The following is a 17285-nucleotide window of genomic DNA, read 5'->3' as shown; positions in this document are numbered from 1 at the left end:
GGGGTGGTGTAGATCATCCGCGTGGATGAGGCTCGGCTAACTTGAAGGTCCTCTTGCCGTACTGGTTCGTGTCGCGATCTGGCTGAAGCGGGGCATGCCGAGATCAATCACTTGGCGTTGACGGACTTGCGCTGCATCGAGCTGGGCCAGCTTCTCCTCTGCGCTGGCGCGGCTGACTTGGAGTCCTTCGATCTCACCGAGCCATCCCTCCTGTTCAGCTTCGGTGATTCGGGCGATCAAGTTGTCGCGGATCTCGGCAAGCCGTGCCCGTTGGGCCGGGTCAGGTCGGAGGAGCGAGCATCTGACACAAGCGTGCTCATGGATGCAGGGAGATCCGAAGGCGCGTGCGCAGGTGCCGATGGACACCTTCCGCTTCTCGAAGTGGGCGAGGAAGGCGTCCCACTCCTCCTCCGTCGGGATCCGGTACTCCGCGCCGGGGCGGGAGGCCCGCCGACGGGCGATGAACGCCCGGTGGGCCTCGATCGTCTCGGCGGGGTAGACCGCCTTGTATCCGATCGTGGTGTCGATGTTCTTGTGGCCGCAGATGACCTGGGCAATGTGCGGGCGCAGTCCGTTCATGATGGCGTCGGTGAAGAAGATCCTCCGGAAGTCGTGGGGGGAGAAGGACAGGACCTCGACTTCGGCGTTGGTCAGCCTGGTCGCGGCCAGCGCATTGATCAGCAGCTTGCGGATCGCGGTCGGCGTGAAAGCGCGGTGCTCGGAGCCGATGCCACGCTGGAACAGCAGCGGCATCGGCGGGTTCCAGACCTTCTCGCGGACGTCATAGGCGGCCACCAGCGGGACTGTCCTGCCGGGGCCGCGCAGTCGACTGATGATGGCGCTGAGGACGTCGGCGAGTTCCGGGCTGACCAGCAGGAGTCGCTCGGTGTCGGTTTTGGACGGGGCGATCTGCAGCAGCGGGACGACCTCGCCGGTGGACGGGAGCCGGTACTGGGTGACGCTGTGGTGTGTGAGTTCCAGGAGTTCCTCGTTGCGAACGCCGGTCAGGCGCAGGACCTCGATCGTGGCGAATGCCCAGAACGCTTCCTCTTCTTCATAGGTCAGGTTTCGCCGGCGCCCGCTGGAGATCTCCTCGGCCCAGATGAGGTGGCCTGCGGCTTTCGGAGCGATGGCTCTGCGCAGAGCCCCGCCGGTGCCGGGAATCAGAGCTCCGGGCTCGGTGTCTCCCGCCGCCTGGAGCAGGCCGGCGGCTTCGCGGCGCCGCCGGTCGGTGGTGCTGACCAGGATGGGTAGGACGGGCAGCCGCTCGCGGGTGCGCTGATCCATCCGGGCTTTGCGCTCTTGCGTTCCTTTGCCTTGTGGATCTCGTCGTCGCTGATCGGACAGGGCACGGCCCATGGCCCCCAGCGGGCCGGTTCCTCGGCCGCCCATCGCGATGTCGAGGTAGAACGCTCGGACGCGCATGAGTTCGTCCTTGGCGTTGAGTCGCGGGCTGGTGACCTCGGCGCTCTTGCCGTCGGGGCCTACGACGGTGCGCTTCTTGACCTTCAGGTCGTCCTTCCAGGAGCGAGCCACCGCCGGGGGCAGCCGCAGTGAGTCGATTCCCGGCGCCAGAGCTTCGATCCGGGCCCAGAACAGGCCCGCGAGCGTGCGCGAGATCGCGTCCAGGCTGGCGAAGTCCAGTGATGGTTGGCGCTCGCGCAGATAGTCCACGATCACGTCGCGTACCGGTTGGCACCGGATTTGGTAGCGGTCCACCAACTCTTCGATGCTCAACTGCCCTAGGGCGAACCCGAAGGCACGAATCGTGGCCGGGGCATCCTCGGGGAAGATGCCCATGGCCCGCAGCCGCAGGTAGAAGTCGACCTTCTTCTGTCCGCCGCGGGCGTGCACACGGCGCTGGGTATCGACGAGCTCCACGCAGTCGCCGACGGTGATATCGCCGATCCGTCCGCCCTCGCAGGCCGGCAGGGTGGCGATCCGCGTCGCGGCGATCTGCGCATCCTTGCGCGAGCTCGCCGGCCCGGCGGCGGCCAGCTGGTGCAGGCGCGCGAATCCGTCCGGGTCTCGGACCTGGGCCATCACAGAGGCGAGATGCCGGTGCGTGCGGGTGAGCATCCACGGCAGAGCAGGACGATGACGTCTCCGCAGATCAGCATGAGCAGCCCAGAGGTCAGGTCTTCCCGGTCATGCGACGGTGAGGGCACGCGCTCGCTCAGCCACCGCTGTGGGAGCTCCACCCAGGCGGCTCCGCACAAGTCCTCGGCCCCGTGGCCATCCAGGGCTGCTGCCACGTATCCCCGGGCTGGCTCGACAGCCAGTGCAGGAGCTTGGTCACCCCACGGCGGCGTCCGGCTCGGGAGCCGTTCGCCGCGGGGAGAAACGGCGGCGCCGTCAGTCGTCGCAGCGTCTCCTCAGACGACTGCGCGGTCTGCGACCACCACCGTTCCGCGGTCCGGGCCGGGAACTGCTCCCGCAGCCGGCTGTTCCGCGCCTGGGCCTGCTCCGCGGTCGCGTTCGTGATCTCCAACGGCTTGCGCGTCGCGTGCTTGACGACGGCCGTCATGACGAGCGCCCGAACAGGACATCTAGCGACGCTGGGTCGTAGCCCGGTGCCGGCGGCGGAGGCGCCGGCTGGATGTTCTCGCGGGCCTGGCGTGCGTGGTGCGCCAGCACGCCGGCCACGACCTCGTCCTTGTGCGGCGTCAGATATACCTCCGTGGTGGACAGGTGAGCGTGTCCGAGCACCCACTGCACGTTGGACAGCATCAGCTTCGGGTCGCGCACCATGCGGGCGGCTGCGCTGTGCCGCAGGTCGTGAAGGGTCCAGTCGGCGCCGAGCGAGGCGTTGACGCGCTCGAGCATCCGGTGGGCGCCGTGGTAGGTCAGGGGTCGGATCGGGTCTCGCCGTGTCCACCGGACCGGTTGGGTGCGGCCTCGCGCAACCTGGGCGTGTACCTCCTGCTGGTAGAGGCGCAGCCATACGAATGCGTCTGCCGATGCCGGCACCTGCTGGACCGCGCGCGAGCCCTTGCGCACCACGCTGATCAACTGCTGGCCGGGGTCGAGGTCGCGCTGGCGCATGCCGATCAGTTCCGAGGCCCGCACCCCAGTGGAGATCCAGAAGGCGACCAGGGCCCGGTCGCGGTTGGAGGGCAGTGCCGCGAACAGCTTGTTGAACCATGCTTCCGGAATCGAGCGCGGGATTCGCCGCGGCAGGCTCGGCCGGTAGCGGCCCACCCGATCGGGCTTCCAGCCGGCCATCGGATTGTGGTGCGCGTGAGCCCGCCCGGAGCGGCGGGACAGATCCAGCGGGAACGGGTTGAGCAGCGGGCCGGTCCCCGAATCGCGGTGCACATAGTAGAACCGGCGCAGGACCGTCTCGCTGTGTACGACGGTGGCCGGAGCGTATCCGGATCCGGTCGACGGCTTCCCGGTCACCGGGTTCGCGGCACCGGCTCCCCGTACCGCTCGCGGGCCCTGGTCCTTGATCTTCCTGGGTTTGACGGTCTCTTGGATCCAGCAGCTGAAGTCCCGGGCTTCCCGACGGGTCGCTCGGTCCCAGGGAACGTCCACGGCCTGCAGGAACCGCCACCACCGCAACAGATCCATCCCGTAGGAGCGAACCGTTGACGGCGCTTTCCCGGCTGCCAGCAACTCCTGGAAGTAGACGGCGACCGCCACAACGGCCGCTCCGTCGGGATCGATCAGCCGGTAGGGCTCGTACCGGTCGCCGGTCTCCACCAGTCGACCCCACCGGGGGACCACCAGAGCCGCCGAATCTCGTCGGGGAGCATCGTTCATCACGACCGGTGACCGTAGTACCCGATGACTCCACCCGCCCACTGAACTGGGCAATCTCCAGGCTTCGTTCAGTCAACGGGGCGTTCGCGTGCGGGCAGGTCTTCTGGACGGGTAGTCCGCAGTAGCCGTTGGGCAGGGTCTGGGCGGCGATGCCGCAGCGGGTTTTGGCCCACTGGGCCTGGCCGAGCGGGCCGTCGGTGGCAAGAGCGACACGTTCGCCCTTGATGTTGACCTTCATCGCCGCTTCCCATCGGCGCCGGACGATCTGATCGGTGATCCGCGCGTAGTGGGCGGTCATCCGGTCCGACTCGTGATCGAGGAGAACGCGTACGACTTCCTGGGGGACGTCTCGGTTGATCAGCCGGCAGGCGAAGGTGTGACGCCATTGATGTGGTGTCAAGCGAACGGGACGGCCGTGTTCATCGCGGACGTCACAGGTAGTCAGCCAGTGCTTGAGCCTTCTGCGGTAGCTGCCGTCAGCGATTCGGAAGGTCCCGGCGACGTTCGCGAGCGGTCTCGGGAACAGGACTGGAGTCCCCTCCGGCCAGCGGGCGAGGACGCGTCGTTGCTGTCCGCCGATGACGCCCTGGAGTTCCTCGTCGATGGGGACGGCCGCTTCGCGTTTCATCTTGGTATTGAAATACCGCAGGTAGGGGGCGTTTCGGGCGTCGTGGACGAGGCAGCCGACGTCCAGCGTGAGCGCGCTGGAGATCCGTAGTCCGCACCGGACCAGGATCAAGGACACGCTGGTGCGGGCTCAAGATAACGTCCGTTGCTCTTCTTGCCTGCGTCGTAGCCGCGTGTGGCCCTGGAGACGGTCTCGGCGGCCTCGCGCTCTGGGAGTCGATCACGATGGCGACCGCGCGGGGACCTTTGCCCATCGCGCGGCGGATCCGGCCGGACAGGTAGTCGCGGATCTGCCCGATCACCCCGGCAACGGCCCAGCGAACCATGAACCCCCAAACTGTCCTCCAGAGTGATCGGCAGCACGGTCACCGGCTCGGGAAATGCGGGATACAGGCCGGAACAAGGCAACCCGTCTGGGCACAGGCCAGTGCCACAAGTTGGAGGGAGCCGAGCGAAACCGGGCGGCCGGAGAACTTGCCCGAGGCTCGTTCGACCTCACGACCTGGGCCTCCGATTCGCCGCCATGCTCGACAACCATGACGCGATACCCCTCACCAGCTAACTGAGCGACACCGACGCGGCCTCCGACGGCACGACCTGGGGTGTGAACGGCGGCAACCAGATCTTCCGGTACACCGGCGACCAGCCCAGCTGACCCCCGCTCCGTCACCCCGTGCGGGCCCCGGCCACAACAGGCCGGGGCCCGCACGTGTGTACCGAGTCGGCCGCAGGCCGCAGCTGCGGACGGCCGTTCAGCGTTCCGTGCTGATGCCCTGGTATCCGGGCCCGAGACCGCGCCGCCGCGGCCGGGGCAGCGACGGCGCCCCGGAGGGGAGGGCGGTCTGGGGTCCGGGACGGGCGGCGGGTCCGGACGGCCCCGCTGCGCCGCCCCGCTGCCGTCCGGTTCCGTCGCCTGCCAGCGCACAAGCGGCCGAGGCGGGTTCGGTAAGACGGTCCAGTGGTGTGCAGAGGACCTGTACGAGGCGGGCGCGGTTCCGGGGCGCGGCGGGCGGTGCCTTCCAGCAGTGTGGAGAGGCGTCGGTCGGCGTCGCGGAGGACGGCTTCGGCGGGGGCGCCGCGGCCGTCGCTTCCGGGCGGGGCGGCGGCGTGGCGCTGGACAGCGGCGGCCAGGGCGCGGGCGTGCCCGGTGAGGTGGACTTGGTGGCGCGCGCCGGGGGGACGCGATGGGTGTATCGGGTGTTCGTGGAGCGGGAGCGTGTGTACTGACGGGGCACCCGTCGAAGAGGACGTGGACGCGGGCCTCGCGTACCGCCCAGAGGGCGTCCTGGAGCGCGGTGATGGCCGGGGACGTGGCCGGGTCGCCGGTCTGCCGGAACGTCTTCCAGTAGCGGGTGAGCTGCCGCACGGTGGCGTCGGCCTCGTCGAGAGCAGCAGTCAGGGGGTGTCGCCCGAGTAGTGAAAGCGGCATACCACCCCCGGGCCGGCGGCCGGGCGGCGCGTCGGGGAGCGGGTCGTACAAGGTGCGGCCGCCGGGCCACCGCCCCAATTCGGTCATCAGGGCGACGCCGTCGTCTATCTCCTCCGGCCGGTGATGTCGAGCAGCAGTCCGTCCAGGGGTCCGCCGACCAGCTCAGCGTACGTCTGGTGCGGCAGCGGGCCCGGGTTGGGGGCGTCGTGGTCGCGGCCGTACACCCGGCCGCGCAGCAGCTGCTCGTCATCGGCGTTCATCCGGCCAGCGTCCCAGCCACCACCGACAGCGGAAGGCCGGCGGCGACTGATAGTTCGGCCTCTCCCGTCCTGCGGGGCGCAGGGCCGCCCTCCCGCGAGGCGGGCATCAGGCGCAGGGCAGACGGTCGGAGACGGGCCAGTCGATGCCCCCGTTATGTTTTTTGCGGTCCTGCAATGGGGCCGCCTGCCTCCGGGCCCGGTATGACTGTGTCCCCTCTGTCGAACGGATGACAATGCCGTTGCTTCAGTGGTCGTGCCATCGGTGGTTCAGTGTGACTGTGACGGGAGGGCGGTGGCTGCCGGCGGGCTCGTCAGGGGTTTTGCCGGCGAATGGTGTGATGCAGGACTTGATCTTTCGTGGGCAGTCGCGTGACCGTCTTCGTGGCAGGAGAGCCGCCACGATCTCGACGAGGCCGGACCGGCGGTCACGCCGACGGGCCGAGGGGGGAAAAGCCGGACGGTGCGATCACCGAACGGCGGACAACATGCAGCGCCCGCGTGAACGACGTCCGCTCGGCCGGGCTCTGGGCGAGGCGGGCCGCCTCCGCCAGGCGGTCCCGCGTCGCGTGGTGCACGATCAAGTGGGCGAAGATCTCCTGCCGCACCCCGTCCGGAGTCTGCGACCGGAGGACCGGTCTGTCCCGCTGATGGGTCTTGATCTCGTCGAAGACGAGTTCGATCTCCCACCGCCGTGCATACAACGCGGCAAGTTCACCGGCCGGGTACTCCTGGTGGTCCAGCAAGCTGGTGATGAGCCGCACCACTTCGGCACGTCCGTCGATCCGGTACTCGATCACCCGGACCAACGCCGGCGGGGCCTTCACGGTGCCGGCCGCCTTGCTGTGTTTGTACGCCTCGATGCGGGCCAGGTAGCTCCCGTCGGCCAGGACGTCCTGGACCCTTCGGGCCTTGCGCCGCTCGGTCCGCCACAGCAGGTGGGCACCCTGACCGCGCAGTCGGTGCCATCGGGCCAGGCCCCACAGTCCGCGGTCAGCCAGCAGCAGTGTTCCCTTCCCGGCATGCCGGTCGAGCTCATCGGAAACGATCCGCTCCGAGTCTTTCCAGCCCCCGGTCACCGCGTCCAGCACCATGTGGGTGGAACACTCCGCGACTGCGACCACCCGCGCCATGGGGTAGCCCATCGGACTGCGTCGCGACCCCGGCTTGCCGAAGGCGTCCCGGTTCCCGGCCGAATCAGGGACAGCCAGCAGCATCCCGTCCAGTGCCAGTACGCGCAGCCCCCGGAAGAGATCCTCGTTCCGGCCCAGGGGGCGCACGACGGCCCGGTGCAGGTCGCGCATCACCTGCCATCCCAGCCGCTGCCTGGCCCTGGTCAGGGACGATGTGTTTACCCCGGCCCACTCCCGCAAACCCGCCTCACCCGCCTCACCCGCCTTGAGCAGCCGCAGAACCTCGAGGTAGTCCACCCGCGGGAACGACTGGAGGTCGCCCGGTCCCGGCCGGGGCCGGGCTGCCGGCACTGCTCCTCGTGATCCCGGCGTCGTCCGGCTGCAGTCGCGGTGGCGCGCGGCCTCCCGAGGACCAGCGGGTTGTCGAGGACGGCAAGGCTGTAGCGGAGCGAGACGGGGGTATCTGCCACTCCCCCGCCGTCTGCTCCGAGGCTGCGGGGTGACCGGAGCTCCGGGATCAGGTGGGGTTGCTCGGGATCCGGGGCAGCCGGGGCCCGCACAGAGCGGTCCCTCCTTCGTTGCCTCCCAGGAGATCCGCGCGACCGAGCATGCGGACTTGGTGTTCCCCGCAGCCGAGCAGCGGGGCGGACCCGGTCCTTCTTCCTTGTGCCAGCGGGATCCTGTTCGGGCATCTATCTGGTGTAGGGCCAGTACGAGAAGGGAGATAGGGCATGGCGGTGTTACTGACCGGAGGAACGGGGTTTGTAGGGGCCAGGCTCTGCGTGGAGTTGCTCCGGCGTACCGACGGACCGGTGATCTGTCTGGTCCGGGCCGAGAGTGTTGCCCGGGCCGAGCAGCGGATGCGGTCAGCAGTGGAAGCTCTCGGGGAAGATGTGCCGGTCTTGCCGCGAATGCGGGCTGTGCCCGCTGATCTTTCGTCCGCCCGCCTCGGACTGGATGAAGGCGCCTATCGGACGCTGGCTGAGGAAGTCGACTCCGTCTATCACTGCGGGGCCTACGTCCATCTGGCCGCCGCCTACGAGCGGGTGGCTCCGGTCAACATCGGAGGGACCCGGCGGGTGCTGGAGTTCTGCGCGGCCGGGACGCCGAAACATCTGCATCACATATCGACCCTGGGTGTGTTCCTGGCCGCGCGAGAGGCGGGGCTGGACAGCGTGGACGAGTCGACCGTTCCCACCCTGGGGACGTGTGGCCCCTTCGGCTACCTGCGAACCAAGGTCGAAGCCGAACAGGCGGTGGCGGCAGCCGCCGAGAGCGGTCTCACGGCCACCCTCTACCGGCCGGGGCTGGTCCTCGCGGACTCACGCGACGGGGCCGCCCCCGCGAACGACTTCACCACCTGTGTCCTGGCGGCCGCCATCGTCACCGGCTGCTATCCCACCGCGTTGGGGGCGTTGCCGGCCTCGACCGTCGACCACACCGCGCAGGCGATCGCCGCCCTGTCCCTGGCTCCCGACACCGCGGGGAAGGTCTTCCACGTCATGCGACCGGAGCCCCTGCCCGCGCGGGAGCTGTTCGAGCGGGCGCGCGAGCACGGATACCGCCTGCGGGAGGTCACCGCGCAGCAGTGGAGAGTGGCTCTGCTCGCGCACCGCGCGAACCCGTGGGCCCGTGCCGTGCTCGCCCTGGAGATCTGCACCTATATCCTGGGGATCACCCCCGGTCGGCGCCCGCCCCGCTTCAGCGCCGACATCTCGGCAGACGCCGCCGCGGCAGCAAGCGTACGGGTGCCGGATACCGGCCCCGCCTACTTCCACCGCCTGCTCGACCGCCTGGAGCGCGACCACGAAGAGACGCTCTCCGCCACACACACCAGCGGGTAACACCTGACACATCCGAGCTGCACCATACCGTCGCGAAACTCATGTAACCCGGACCAGCCCAGTGAAAGCGTCAACGGCCATGTAGTTCTCCCCGGAGAGTGAGGTGCCAGGAGATCTTGGACGGTCTGGTCCCAGGAGATGCTGTACGTCACCGGCAGATTCTGGACAGGCCAGGGCCCGTCAGGTCCTCGTGCGGACGGTCGCCTTGAACTGGGTGACCGGCTTGCCGCTGGTCCGGGCGTGTGTGGACAGCTCGGCATCGCCGTCCAAGACCCGGAAGACGGTGTCCTCGATCACGATGGCCACGGTCTTCCCGGCATGGCTGCGGCCGATCCGCAGTCGATGGCCCGCCACCATCACCACGCCATCGGCGGGCACTCGCCGCTGGGCTCGAAGAGCCTGTGCAGACGGCGGGATTACGGTAGTGCAACGCGGGAAGTCGTGGCGCCAGCAGCTCGGCGACCGCCGTCGTCGGCGTCTCGTCGACGCCGGGCAGGTGGACCTCATGCTCGCTCGGGGGCGTAGCCACCAGGGTCGGCCGGAAGACCGAGGCCGGAGCGGCCATGGCGAGCGACTGGTGGGGGCGGCTGTGGTTGTGGGCGTGCACCCAGGCGCCGATCGCGGCCCGGGCGGTTCCCCGGTCGGCGAAGTGACCGACGTGGTGCAGGCGTTCGCGTCGCAGTGTCTTGTGGAATCGCTCGATCTTGCCCGTGGTGGTGGGCGAGCGCGGCTTGGTCAGCCGGGCTGTGATGCCGTTCTCCCGGCAGATCCTTTCGAAGAGCACCTCTGCCGGGGCGGGCTTCGCGAACCGACCGGTGAACTGCTTGCCGTTGTCGGTCAGCAGCTCCGACGGCACCCCGTAGGCGGTCATCGCCTCGGCGAAGGCGGTGCACACGGCCCGGCCGGACGGCTCGGCGACCACCTTGGCGATCACGATGAACTGGAGTGGTCGTCGATGCCGGTGACAAGCTTGCACTCGCGGCCATCGGGGAGGAACACCCCGCCCATGAGGTCGAGCTGCCACAGCTGCATCGGCGCGTCCCGCTGCCACCGCCGGTAGAAGCGGCAGTGGTTCTGGTCGGCGGCGTCCTGGTTGTTCACCAGCCCGTGCCGGGTCAGGATCCGGTGGACGGTCGAGCGGCCGGGCGCCGGCACAAGTCCCCGCCGGCCGAACTCGTGGGCGATCCGGCGGGCACCCCACCTCGGATAGGACCGACGCAACTCGCGGACCAGGGCCTCGACTTTCGCGCGGGCGCCTGGTGCGGCGAGACGTGCGGCCGCCCGGACCTGTCCACCAGCACGTCGAGCCCGCCGACGTGATACCGCTCGGCCCAGGAGTACACAGACTGGCGCGAAGCACCGGCCTGACGGGCTACCTGCGCGACCGCGACCCCATCGAGCACCCGGAGCATCGCGCGGTACCGGTGCTCGGCCATCTACCGCCGGTCGTCCACCGGCTCCTGCTCGTGTTCTCCAGCCACGCCAGGCTCAACGAGCAGCACGCGTCCAGGATGTGCCGGGACCGTCCGAAATCAGCTGAGACCGTCAAGCATCAGCCGGGACGGATCTGTCCAACAACCCGTGGGACTGCGCACCGTCACCCTCTGCACGAACTTGCATACAGGTGCTGCTCAACGGCGCAGAGCACGGAACGGCCGACGCAAGGTGTGCTGTGAACCGGCCACGAAGCTGCTGACTCTCACTTCGTTGCCCATGTCGATTCTCGCTGAGATGCCCGAGCGATGGGGAGCCGATGCCCTTGGTGGCAGGGCGTTAGCTACGCGTAGCGGCAGCCGGGGGATCGCCGTCAGGGGCCGGGGGACCGGATCCCGTTCGGCGGACGCGGACGGTTCGGTCCAGCAGTACGCGTTGCCCCCTTCACCGCTGCCGATGGGGTGAGGTACGAGGAAGTCGTCTCCTTGGTGCCGGAGTGCGGATGGCCGACGGAGGAGGAGATCGATGCGACCTACGACCCGAAGAATCCCCGCCTGGCCACTCGCCGCAGACACTGGAACTACTTCATCTGCGTGGCCGTCGGTCTGGTCATGGGCGCCTTCATCCTGAGCGGGTGTGCGGAGATGACGTACGCCGCCACGCGGTGGTGACACCGCAGGGGGTGCTCGCCTCCGCGGGCTGTCGGCAGAGGGCGCAGCCGTGTGCGCGGGAAGGAGTGAGGCTGCCGGTGCGGTAGTGGCCGGGGCTGTGGTGGGTAGAAGAAAATCCATGAACGAACTCGCGGGTGATCCGGCTGGCGGTCCGGGGCCGGGGCCGCCGGGTTCACCGGACGGCGGTGTGCACGCGACCGTATGGGACAGGACCGCGGGCCGGGGCGAGCGGGCGGTCTTCGCGCACGGAATCCTGACCTGGGGCGACGACGAACGCTACGGCTTCGCCGCTCAGCACCCGCTCGCCGACGACTACCGGCTGCTGCTGATGGACCGGCGCGGCTACGGGCGCAGCCCCGATACCGGGCGCAGCGACTACGAGACCGATGCCGGCGACCTGATCGGGCTGCTGGGCGACGGCGGGCATCTGGTGGGGCATGCGTACGGTGGGGTGAGCGCGCTGGTCGCCGCGGTACGGCGGCCTGATCTGGTGCGGTCGCTCGCTCTCATCCAGCCCGGGGCCCTGAGGCCCGCTGCCGGGGAGCCGGTCGTCGCCGCGGCGCTGGAGCGGGCCCGGGCGGGGACCGCGGCACTGCCCGCCGGGTTCACGCCGGAAGACTTCCTGCGGGCGTCCACCGAGGCGCTGGGGATGGACACCCCGGAGGCCACCCCGGAACGGCTGCGCGCCGCCGCCACCTCGATGGCCGAACGCCCTTGCTGGGACGCCGAGATCCCGCTCGAGCCCCTGGCCGCGGCGCCCTGGCCCAAGCTGCTGATCTCGGGAGACTGGGCGGGTGCGCCTCCGCTGTACAGGGAGTACGCCGGAGAACCACTGATCGCCTGCGCCCGGTACCTCGCCGACACACTCGGTGCCGAACACCTCGTCGTACCGGGCTACTACCCTCACACACAACAACCCGAAGCAGTCAACAGAGCACTACGGGGGCTATGGGCCCGGGCCTGAAAGGCTGTCTGACGTGGTGAGCTTTACGAGCTTCCCACAGCAGGTGAGGGCGGCGGCCAGGCCAACGAACGCGAGGAAGCGGGAGCCCTGCAGCCCGTACCAGACGATAGAACAGCAAGAGCCGAATAGGCCCGGGAGAACAGGATGATCAGTCAGCCGTCCAGCCGTGATCCTCGTGGGCGGCGGCCTTCTCTTTGCCGAGCCACACGAGACCGGACCGCCGGCCCCGTAGCCGGAAGATTCCCTCCGACCAGTCAGCAAGCTCGTCGTCGAGCTCATCGGCGGAAATGGTTCCGTCGTCGAAATCGGGCGAGCCTGGTATCGATCGGTGGCTGCGGCCACCAGCGCCTGAACACACACCCATTCTCTCCCCCTCACCCCACAGTCCCCAGCACAAGACGCGGGCGGGACGGCGACAGCGAGACCACACCGGCGCCGGCACTGTACGTCCGAGCTCAGCCGAACGGCAGCGCGCCGGACACAGCCGGGCCACGGTCACTCGATACTGCAGCCGACCGCCCCCGGCGCCAGCCACAGTCCAGCCGTCGCGACGAAATCCGTGAGTTCGATCCGGCCGCCATTGGTTCCGTCGTCCCAGCGGGTCCAGAGCCTCGACTCATCGCTGTCCCAAGTGTCGGTGTCCTCGCTCGGGTGCTGCTCGACGGTTCCCTCACCGTGCCGGTACCGCAGGTACAGGTACTGGCCCGTGGTCGTCCAGGCATCCCACTGCGACGGACAGCTCCCGGAGGTCTGGACCACCCGCGCGAGGGTCACGTCCTCGTGCAGGTGTGCCTCCACAGCACCCAGGTGCCGGTCGTGGGCGATGAGGAGGCTGTCCACGAGACCGAGCAGGCGGATGCTGCCACTGGGAAACTGGAGCGTGAGGCCGGCCGTGAAGCCGATGCGGCCGTCGTCGTAGTCGATCTCCCGGACCGAGCGAATCGTCTGTCCGACGAACCGGGTCGGCGGAACATCCGGCGAGTCGTCGATTACGGAGACGCGTCCGTGCTCCTCCATCGAGTAGGGTCCGTGCGGCAGGTCGGCTCGCAGAGACAAGCCGGTCGACGGTGTATGGAACAGCACCGGGCCCAGACCCTCCAGGTGGAGCCACAGGTGCACCAGCGTCGGATCGTCGTCGGCGTAGTAATGCCACGCTGTGGTCACCTTCAGCAGTCGTCTTCCGATCAGGTCGGCGGCGCGTAGCTCCTCATCGTCCATCACCTGCCGATGTTCGCACGGCGTCAGCAGGAGGACACGCGCATCTCCGACCGTCCCTCCACTCGGATCTCGCGCCTCCGTGCCCCGGGCGGCACACCGGGCTTTTCGCCACCGCGGGGGACTGCGGCCTCGTCCCCGCGCGCGGATTGTGCTGGACTGCGCAACACCATCGGCAAGCGACCACGAGGTGACCACGATGCCTCTCGAAGGCGAGTACGAACCGGGCCCGGAGCAGTGGGTACGCGAACAAGTCGAACTGTACGAGAGCTCGAACGGCACACAGGGCACAACGCTCTGGGACACAGGTTTACCCGTCGTCATCATGACGACCCGCGGCGCGAAGACGGGGAAGATCCGCAAGATTCCCCTGATGCGCGTGGAACACGAAGGACGATACGCGGCCGTGGCGTCGAAGGGCGGATTCCCGCGCCACCCGGTCTGGTACTACAACCTCAAAGCCCATCCTGATGTCGAACTCCAGGACGGGCCGGTCCGGCAGGACATGGCAGCCCGCGAGGTTCACGGCGACGAAAAGGCCCTGTGGTGGGAGCGCGCCGTCGCGGCCTATCCGCCGTACGCCGAGTACCAGCACGCGACCGACCGCACCATTCCTCTCTTTCTCCTCGAACCTCTTCCCCGCCCGGCCGGACGGGCGGAGCGCGCGGCGGACTGAGGGGCCTTGTGCCGGGGCTTGAGCCGTACGCGGCTCAGCCGTCGACGAGAGCGATGCCGGCCGCGTCGTAACGGTCGCCCGCGATCCGCTCGGGCGGCGCGGCGGCCTCGATGGCGGCGAGGTCGTCGGGGGACAGCTCGACGGCGAGGGCGGCCAGGTTCTCCGCCAGGTAGCTCCGGCGCCGGGTGCCGGGGATCGGCACCACGTCCTCGCCCCGGTGCTGTACCCAGGCCAGGGCGAGCTGACCGGCGGTGATGCCCTTCGCGGCGGCCAGCTCCTCCAGTTTCGCCACGACCGCCAGGTTGCGTTCGAGGTTGCCGCCGGTGAAGCGGGGCTGGCCACGCCGGATGTCCGTCTTCGCCATGGCCTCGACCGAGTCGTACCGTCCGGTGAGGAAGCCGCGTCCGAGCGGGGAGAACGGGACCAGGCCGATGCCGAGTTCGCGGCAGACCGGGGCGACCTCCGCCTCCGGATCGCGGGTCCACAGCGACCACTCGCTCTGGAGCGCTGTGATCGGGTGGACCGTGTGCGCCCGCCGGATGGTCCCGGCGGCGGCCTCGGACAGTCCGAGGTGGCGGACCTTGCCCGCCCGGACGAGTTCGGCCATGGCACCGACGGTTTCCTCGACGGGCACCCGCGGATCGACCCGGTGCTGGTAGTAGAGGTCGATATGGTCGACGCCCAGCCGACGCAGTGACGCCTCGCATGCCTGCCGTACGTAGGCGGCGTCACCGCGGATCAGGACGGGCTCGTCCGGACGGTTGGCGAAGCCGAACTTCGTGGCCAGCACCACTTCGTTGCGCCGTCCGGCGACGGCCCGGCCCACCAGTTCCTCGTTGTGCCCGAAGCCGTACACGTCGGCGGTGTCCAGGAAAGTCACCCCGAGGTCGAGGGCGTCGCGGAGCGTCGCAATCGACCGGGTGTCGTTCGAGGCGCCGTAGCCATGGCTCATTCCCATGCATCCCAGGCCCTGTGCGGACACCGTCAGTTCGCCGAGGTTCCGGGTGGGGAGGGTGGTCATGCTGATGCCTCCTGAGTTCGTCGGATCATCTGCCGGGGACGGTAGACAGTGGAGTGCACTCGATGTCAACAACGCCCCTGACCCGGCCGACGCGCTCAAGGGCCGGACCGGGCCGGGAGTCACCCGGCGTATGCGGGTGATCACGGCTACCTTGGGTGCCCGCACATCCGGCTCAAGCTCTGTTCGGGAGGGTACGCATGGCTGATCGGGTACGGGACGAGGAACTCTCCGACGACTACTACGACCTCGGTACGCACTCGCGGCGGGTGACCACGTCCTCCCCCGAGGCACAGCGCTGGTTCGATCGCGGGCTGGTGTGGACGTACGCCTTCCATCACGAGGAGGCGGTCCGCTGTTTCGAGAAGGCCGCGGAGGCCGATCCCGGCTGTGCCATGGCGCACTGGGGGATCGCGTACGCGCTGGGGCCCAACTACAACAAGCCGTGGGAGTTCTTCGACGCGCGGGATCTGGCGCGGACCGTGGAGCGGACGCACGCGGCGGTCGAGCGCGCGCACGAGGCGTCCGCCGGTGCGTCGGCCGCCGAGCGGGCTCTGATCTCGGCGCTGCGTTTCCGCTATCCGCAGGCGAGCCCGGCCGAGGACTGCTCCGTCTGGAACGCACCGTATGCCGAGAGTATGCGTGCCGCCTTCGAGGTGGACCCGGATGATCCGGATCTCGCCGCCTTGTATGCCGACGCGCTGATGAATCTCACCCCGTGGCAGTTGTGGAATCTGCGTACCGGTGAGCCCGCGGCGGGTGCGCGTACGAGTGAGGCGAAGGAGGTGCTGGAGAGTGCGCTCGCCACGCCTGCGGGGCGGAATCATCCTGGTGTGGTCCATCTGTATGTGCATGTGATGGAGATGTCGCCGTTCCCGGAGCAGGCGCTGGCGGTCGCCGACCGGCTCCGCGGACTGGTGCCCGACGCGGGGCATCTGGCGCATATGCCCTCCCATCTGGAGGTGCTGTGCGGGGACTACCGGCGGGTCGTATCGGACAACGACGCCGCGATCGCCGTGGACGCGAAGGTGCTCGAACGGTCCGGCGCGATGAACTTCTACACCCTCTATCGCTGCCACAACATTCATTTCAAGATCTACGGTGCGATGTTCCTCGGCCGGTCCGAGGTGGCGCTGGAGGCCGCGGCACAGCTGGAGGCGTCCATTCCTGAGCCGTTGCTTCGGGTGCAGAGTCCCCCGATGGCCGATTGGCTGGAGGCGTTCGCGGCCATGCGTGTGCATGTGCTGATCCGTTTCGGCCGCTGGTCGGACATTCTCCGGCTGCCCCTCCCCCGGGACCAAGAGCTGTACAGCACCACGACGGCGATGCTGCGCTATGCCCGTGGCGTCGCACTGTCCGCGACGGGCCGGGTGGACGAGGCGGCGGCGGAGCGGGAACGGTTCCGTGAGGCGAAGGGCAGGGTCCAGGAGACGCGGATGCTCTTCAACAACACCTGCGCCGACATTCTCGCCATCGCGGCCGCCATGCTCGACGGGGAGCTGGAGTACCGCAAGGGGCGTTTCGATATCGCGTTCGCCGCGCTTCGGCGATCGGTCGAGCTGAGCGACGGTCTGCCGTACGACGAACCGTGGGGCTGGATGCAGCCGCCTCGGCACGCTCTGGGCGCGCTCCTGCTGGAGCAGGGGCGTATCGCCGAGGCCGAGGCCGTCTACCGGGCGGATCTCGGGCTGGACGACACTCTGCCCCGGGCCTGCCAGCATCCGGGCAATGTGTGGGCTCTTCACGGATTCCACGAGTGTCTGACGCGGCTCGGACGGGCTGATGAGGCGCGTGTCGTCGCGCACCAGCTGAAGATGGCGGAGGCCCTGGCCGATGTTCCGGTGAAGGCGTCCTGCCACTGCCGGACCGGGGGCGCCTCCCACGGCAGCGGGGCTGAGGGCTGAACCGTGTCGCTCCGTCCGGCGGGCGGTGCGCCGGTTGCGACGGGCTGATCTTTCGTTCGGCCGTACGGCCACGGGTGGGGAGAATCGCGTCGTGGACGGCAACGAAGGGTCGGTACGGGATTCAGGAGGCGGGGGCGGCATGTGGGGCGAGGTGTTCGCGGGCGAGACGCCGAGCCGGCAGGTCCGGGACCGGTGGGGTGACGGGATCTCCGCGAATTCCGGGGTTTCCGGGGAGGCGCTCGCACGGCTCGTCGGGCGGGTGGAGAGTGTGCTGTGGCGGGCGTTGCCGGCCGAGGCCGTGGAGGCGGCGCTGACTCATCCCGACCGGAGAGTACGGCGGGTTGCGGC

At 69.1% G+C, this 17285-nt stretch carries 13 protein-coding genes and 4 pseudogenes; 7 read left to right on the top strand and 10 right to left on the bottom strand.

Features of this window, described 5'->3' with window-relative positions; genetic code table 11:
- Positions 1-36 precede the first annotated feature (36 nt).
- From ABZ714_RS24800 to ABZ714_RS24780, 5 genes and pseudogenes are all read right to left on the bottom strand, one after another.
- Entirely contained in the window at positions 37-2079 is a 2043-nt protein-coding gene (locus ABZ714_RS24800; RefSeq protein ID WP_358827518.1) for a site-specific integrase, read from the bottom strand.
- Positions 2080-2176: 97 nt separating this feature from the next.
- Complete coding sequence (locus ABZ714_RS24795) at positions 2177-2527, bottom strand: hypothetical protein (RefSeq protein ID WP_358827528.1); 351 nt, start codon at positions 2525-2527, stop codon at positions 2177-2179.
- A complete protein-coding gene (locus tag ABZ714_RS24790) occupies positions 2524-3705 on the bottom strand; it encodes a tyrosine-type recombinase/integrase (RefSeq protein WP_358827517.1) in 1182 nt (393 codons plus the stop codon). The genes ABZ714_RS24795 and ABZ714_RS24790 overlap by 4 nt, the downstream gene beginning before the upstream one ends.
- 388 nt (positions 3706-4093) lie before the next feature.
- Positions 4094-4510 (bottom strand): annotated as a pseudogene (locus ABZ714_RS24785) (tyrosine-type recombinase/integrase); the annotation flags it as partial.
- Between the two features lie 20 nt (positions 4511-4530).
- Positions 4531-4739 (bottom strand): annotated as a pseudogene (locus ABZ714_RS24780) (IS5/IS1182 family transposase); the annotation flags it as partial.
- A 616-nt stretch (positions 4740-5355) separates the two neighbouring features.
- Between ABZ714_RS24780 and ABZ714_RS24775 the strand changes: the two are divergent.
- Together ABZ714_RS24775 and ABZ714_RS24770 are read left to right on the top strand one after the other, a co-directional pair.
- The gene (locus ABZ714_RS24775) at positions 5356-5619 is read left to right on the top strand and encodes a hypothetical protein (RefSeq protein ID WP_358827516.1); all 264 of its coding nucleotides are present in this window, start codon (positions 5356-5358) and stop codon (positions 5617-5619) included.
- On the top strand, positions 5609-5809 hold the full coding sequence (locus ABZ714_RS24770; protein WP_358827515.1) for a hypothetical protein: 201 nt from the start codon (positions 5609-5611) through the stop codon (positions 5807-5809). The genes ABZ714_RS24775 and ABZ714_RS24770 overlap by 11 nt, the downstream gene beginning before the upstream one ends.
- On the opposite strand, the pseudogene ABZ714_RS24765 reads toward ABZ714_RS24770, so the two are convergent.
- Together ABZ714_RS24765 and ABZ714_RS24760 are read right to left on the bottom strand one after the other, a co-directional pair.
- Positions 5788-6081: pseudogene (locus ABZ714_RS24765) on the bottom strand (hypothetical protein). The gene ABZ714_RS24770 and the pseudogene ABZ714_RS24765 overlap by 22 nt on opposite strands.
- A gap of 425 nt (positions 6082-6506) precedes the next feature.
- Positions 6507-7508, bottom strand: a complete 1002-nt coding sequence (locus ABZ714_RS24760; protein ID WP_358827514.1) for an IS4 family transposase — start codon at positions 7506-7508, stop codon at positions 6507-6509.
- 434 nt (positions 7509-7942) lie between these two features.
- Between ABZ714_RS24760 and ABZ714_RS24755 the strand changes: the two genes are divergently transcribed.
- On the top strand, positions 7943-9055 hold the full coding sequence (locus ABZ714_RS24755) for a thioester reductase domain-containing protein (RefSeq protein ID WP_358827513.1): 1113 nt from the start codon (positions 7943-7945) through the stop codon (positions 9053-9055).
- Between the two features lie 180 nt (positions 9056-9235).
- On the opposite strand, the pseudogene ABZ714_RS24750 reads toward ABZ714_RS24755, so the two are convergent.
- A pseudogene (locus ABZ714_RS24750) lies at positions 9236-10491 on the bottom strand (IS481 family transposase).
- A 459-nt stretch (positions 10492-10950) separates the two neighbouring features.
- Here ABZ714_RS24750 and ABZ714_RS24745 point away from each other — a divergent pair.
- Both ABZ714_RS24745 and ABZ714_RS24740 read left to right on the top strand, forming a co-directional pair.
- Complete coding sequence (locus tag ABZ714_RS24745) at positions 10951-11160, top strand: hypothetical protein (RefSeq protein ID WP_358827512.1); 210 nt, start codon at positions 10951-10953, stop codon at positions 11158-11160.
- 187 nt (positions 11161-11347) lie between these two features.
- Entirely contained in the window at positions 11348-12124 is a 777-nt protein-coding gene (locus ABZ714_RS24740) for an alpha/beta hydrolase (RefSeq protein ID WP_358827527.1), read from the top strand.
- A gap of 495 nt (positions 12125-12619) precedes the next feature.
- On the opposite strand, the gene ABZ714_RS24735 is transcribed toward ABZ714_RS24740, so the two are convergent.
- Positions 12620-13345 (bottom strand): hypothetical protein, encoded by a 726-nt coding sequence (locus ABZ714_RS24735; RefSeq protein ID WP_358827511.1) that lies wholly within the window; start codon positions 13343-13345, stop codon positions 12620-12622.
- A gap of 193 nt (positions 13346-13538) precedes the next feature.
- On the opposite strand from ABZ714_RS24735, the gene ABZ714_RS24730 reads away from it, so the two are divergent.
- Positions 13539-14015 (top strand): nitroreductase family deazaflavin-dependent oxidoreductase, encoded by a 477-nt coding sequence (locus ABZ714_RS24730; protein ID WP_358827510.1) that lies wholly within the window; start codon positions 13539-13541, stop codon positions 14013-14015.
- Positions 14016-14049: 34 nt separating this feature from the next.
- Here ABZ714_RS24730 and ABZ714_RS24725 read toward each other — a convergent pair whose 3' ends face one another.
- Complete coding sequence (locus ABZ714_RS24725; RefSeq protein ID WP_358827509.1) at positions 14050-15036, bottom strand: aldo/keto reductase; 987 nt, start codon at positions 15034-15036, stop codon at positions 14050-14052.
- A gap of 197 nt (positions 15037-15233) precedes the next feature.
- On the opposite strand from ABZ714_RS24725, the gene ABZ714_RS24720 reads away from it, so the two are divergent.
- Positions 15234-16937, top strand: a complete 1704-nt coding sequence (locus ABZ714_RS24720) for a hypothetical protein (protein WP_358827508.1) — start codon at positions 15234-15236, stop codon at positions 16935-16937.
- Positions 16938-17285 lie beyond the last annotated feature (348 nt).

Origin of the sequence: Streptomyces sp. NPDC006798 (genome assembly GCF_040635975.1) — a bacterium.
GTDB lineage: Bacteria > Actinomycetota > Actinomycetes > Streptomycetales > Streptomycetaceae > Streptomyces.
Note: the sequence above shows the minus strand (reverse complement) of the source record. Positions and strands in the feature narration are given on the sequence as shown.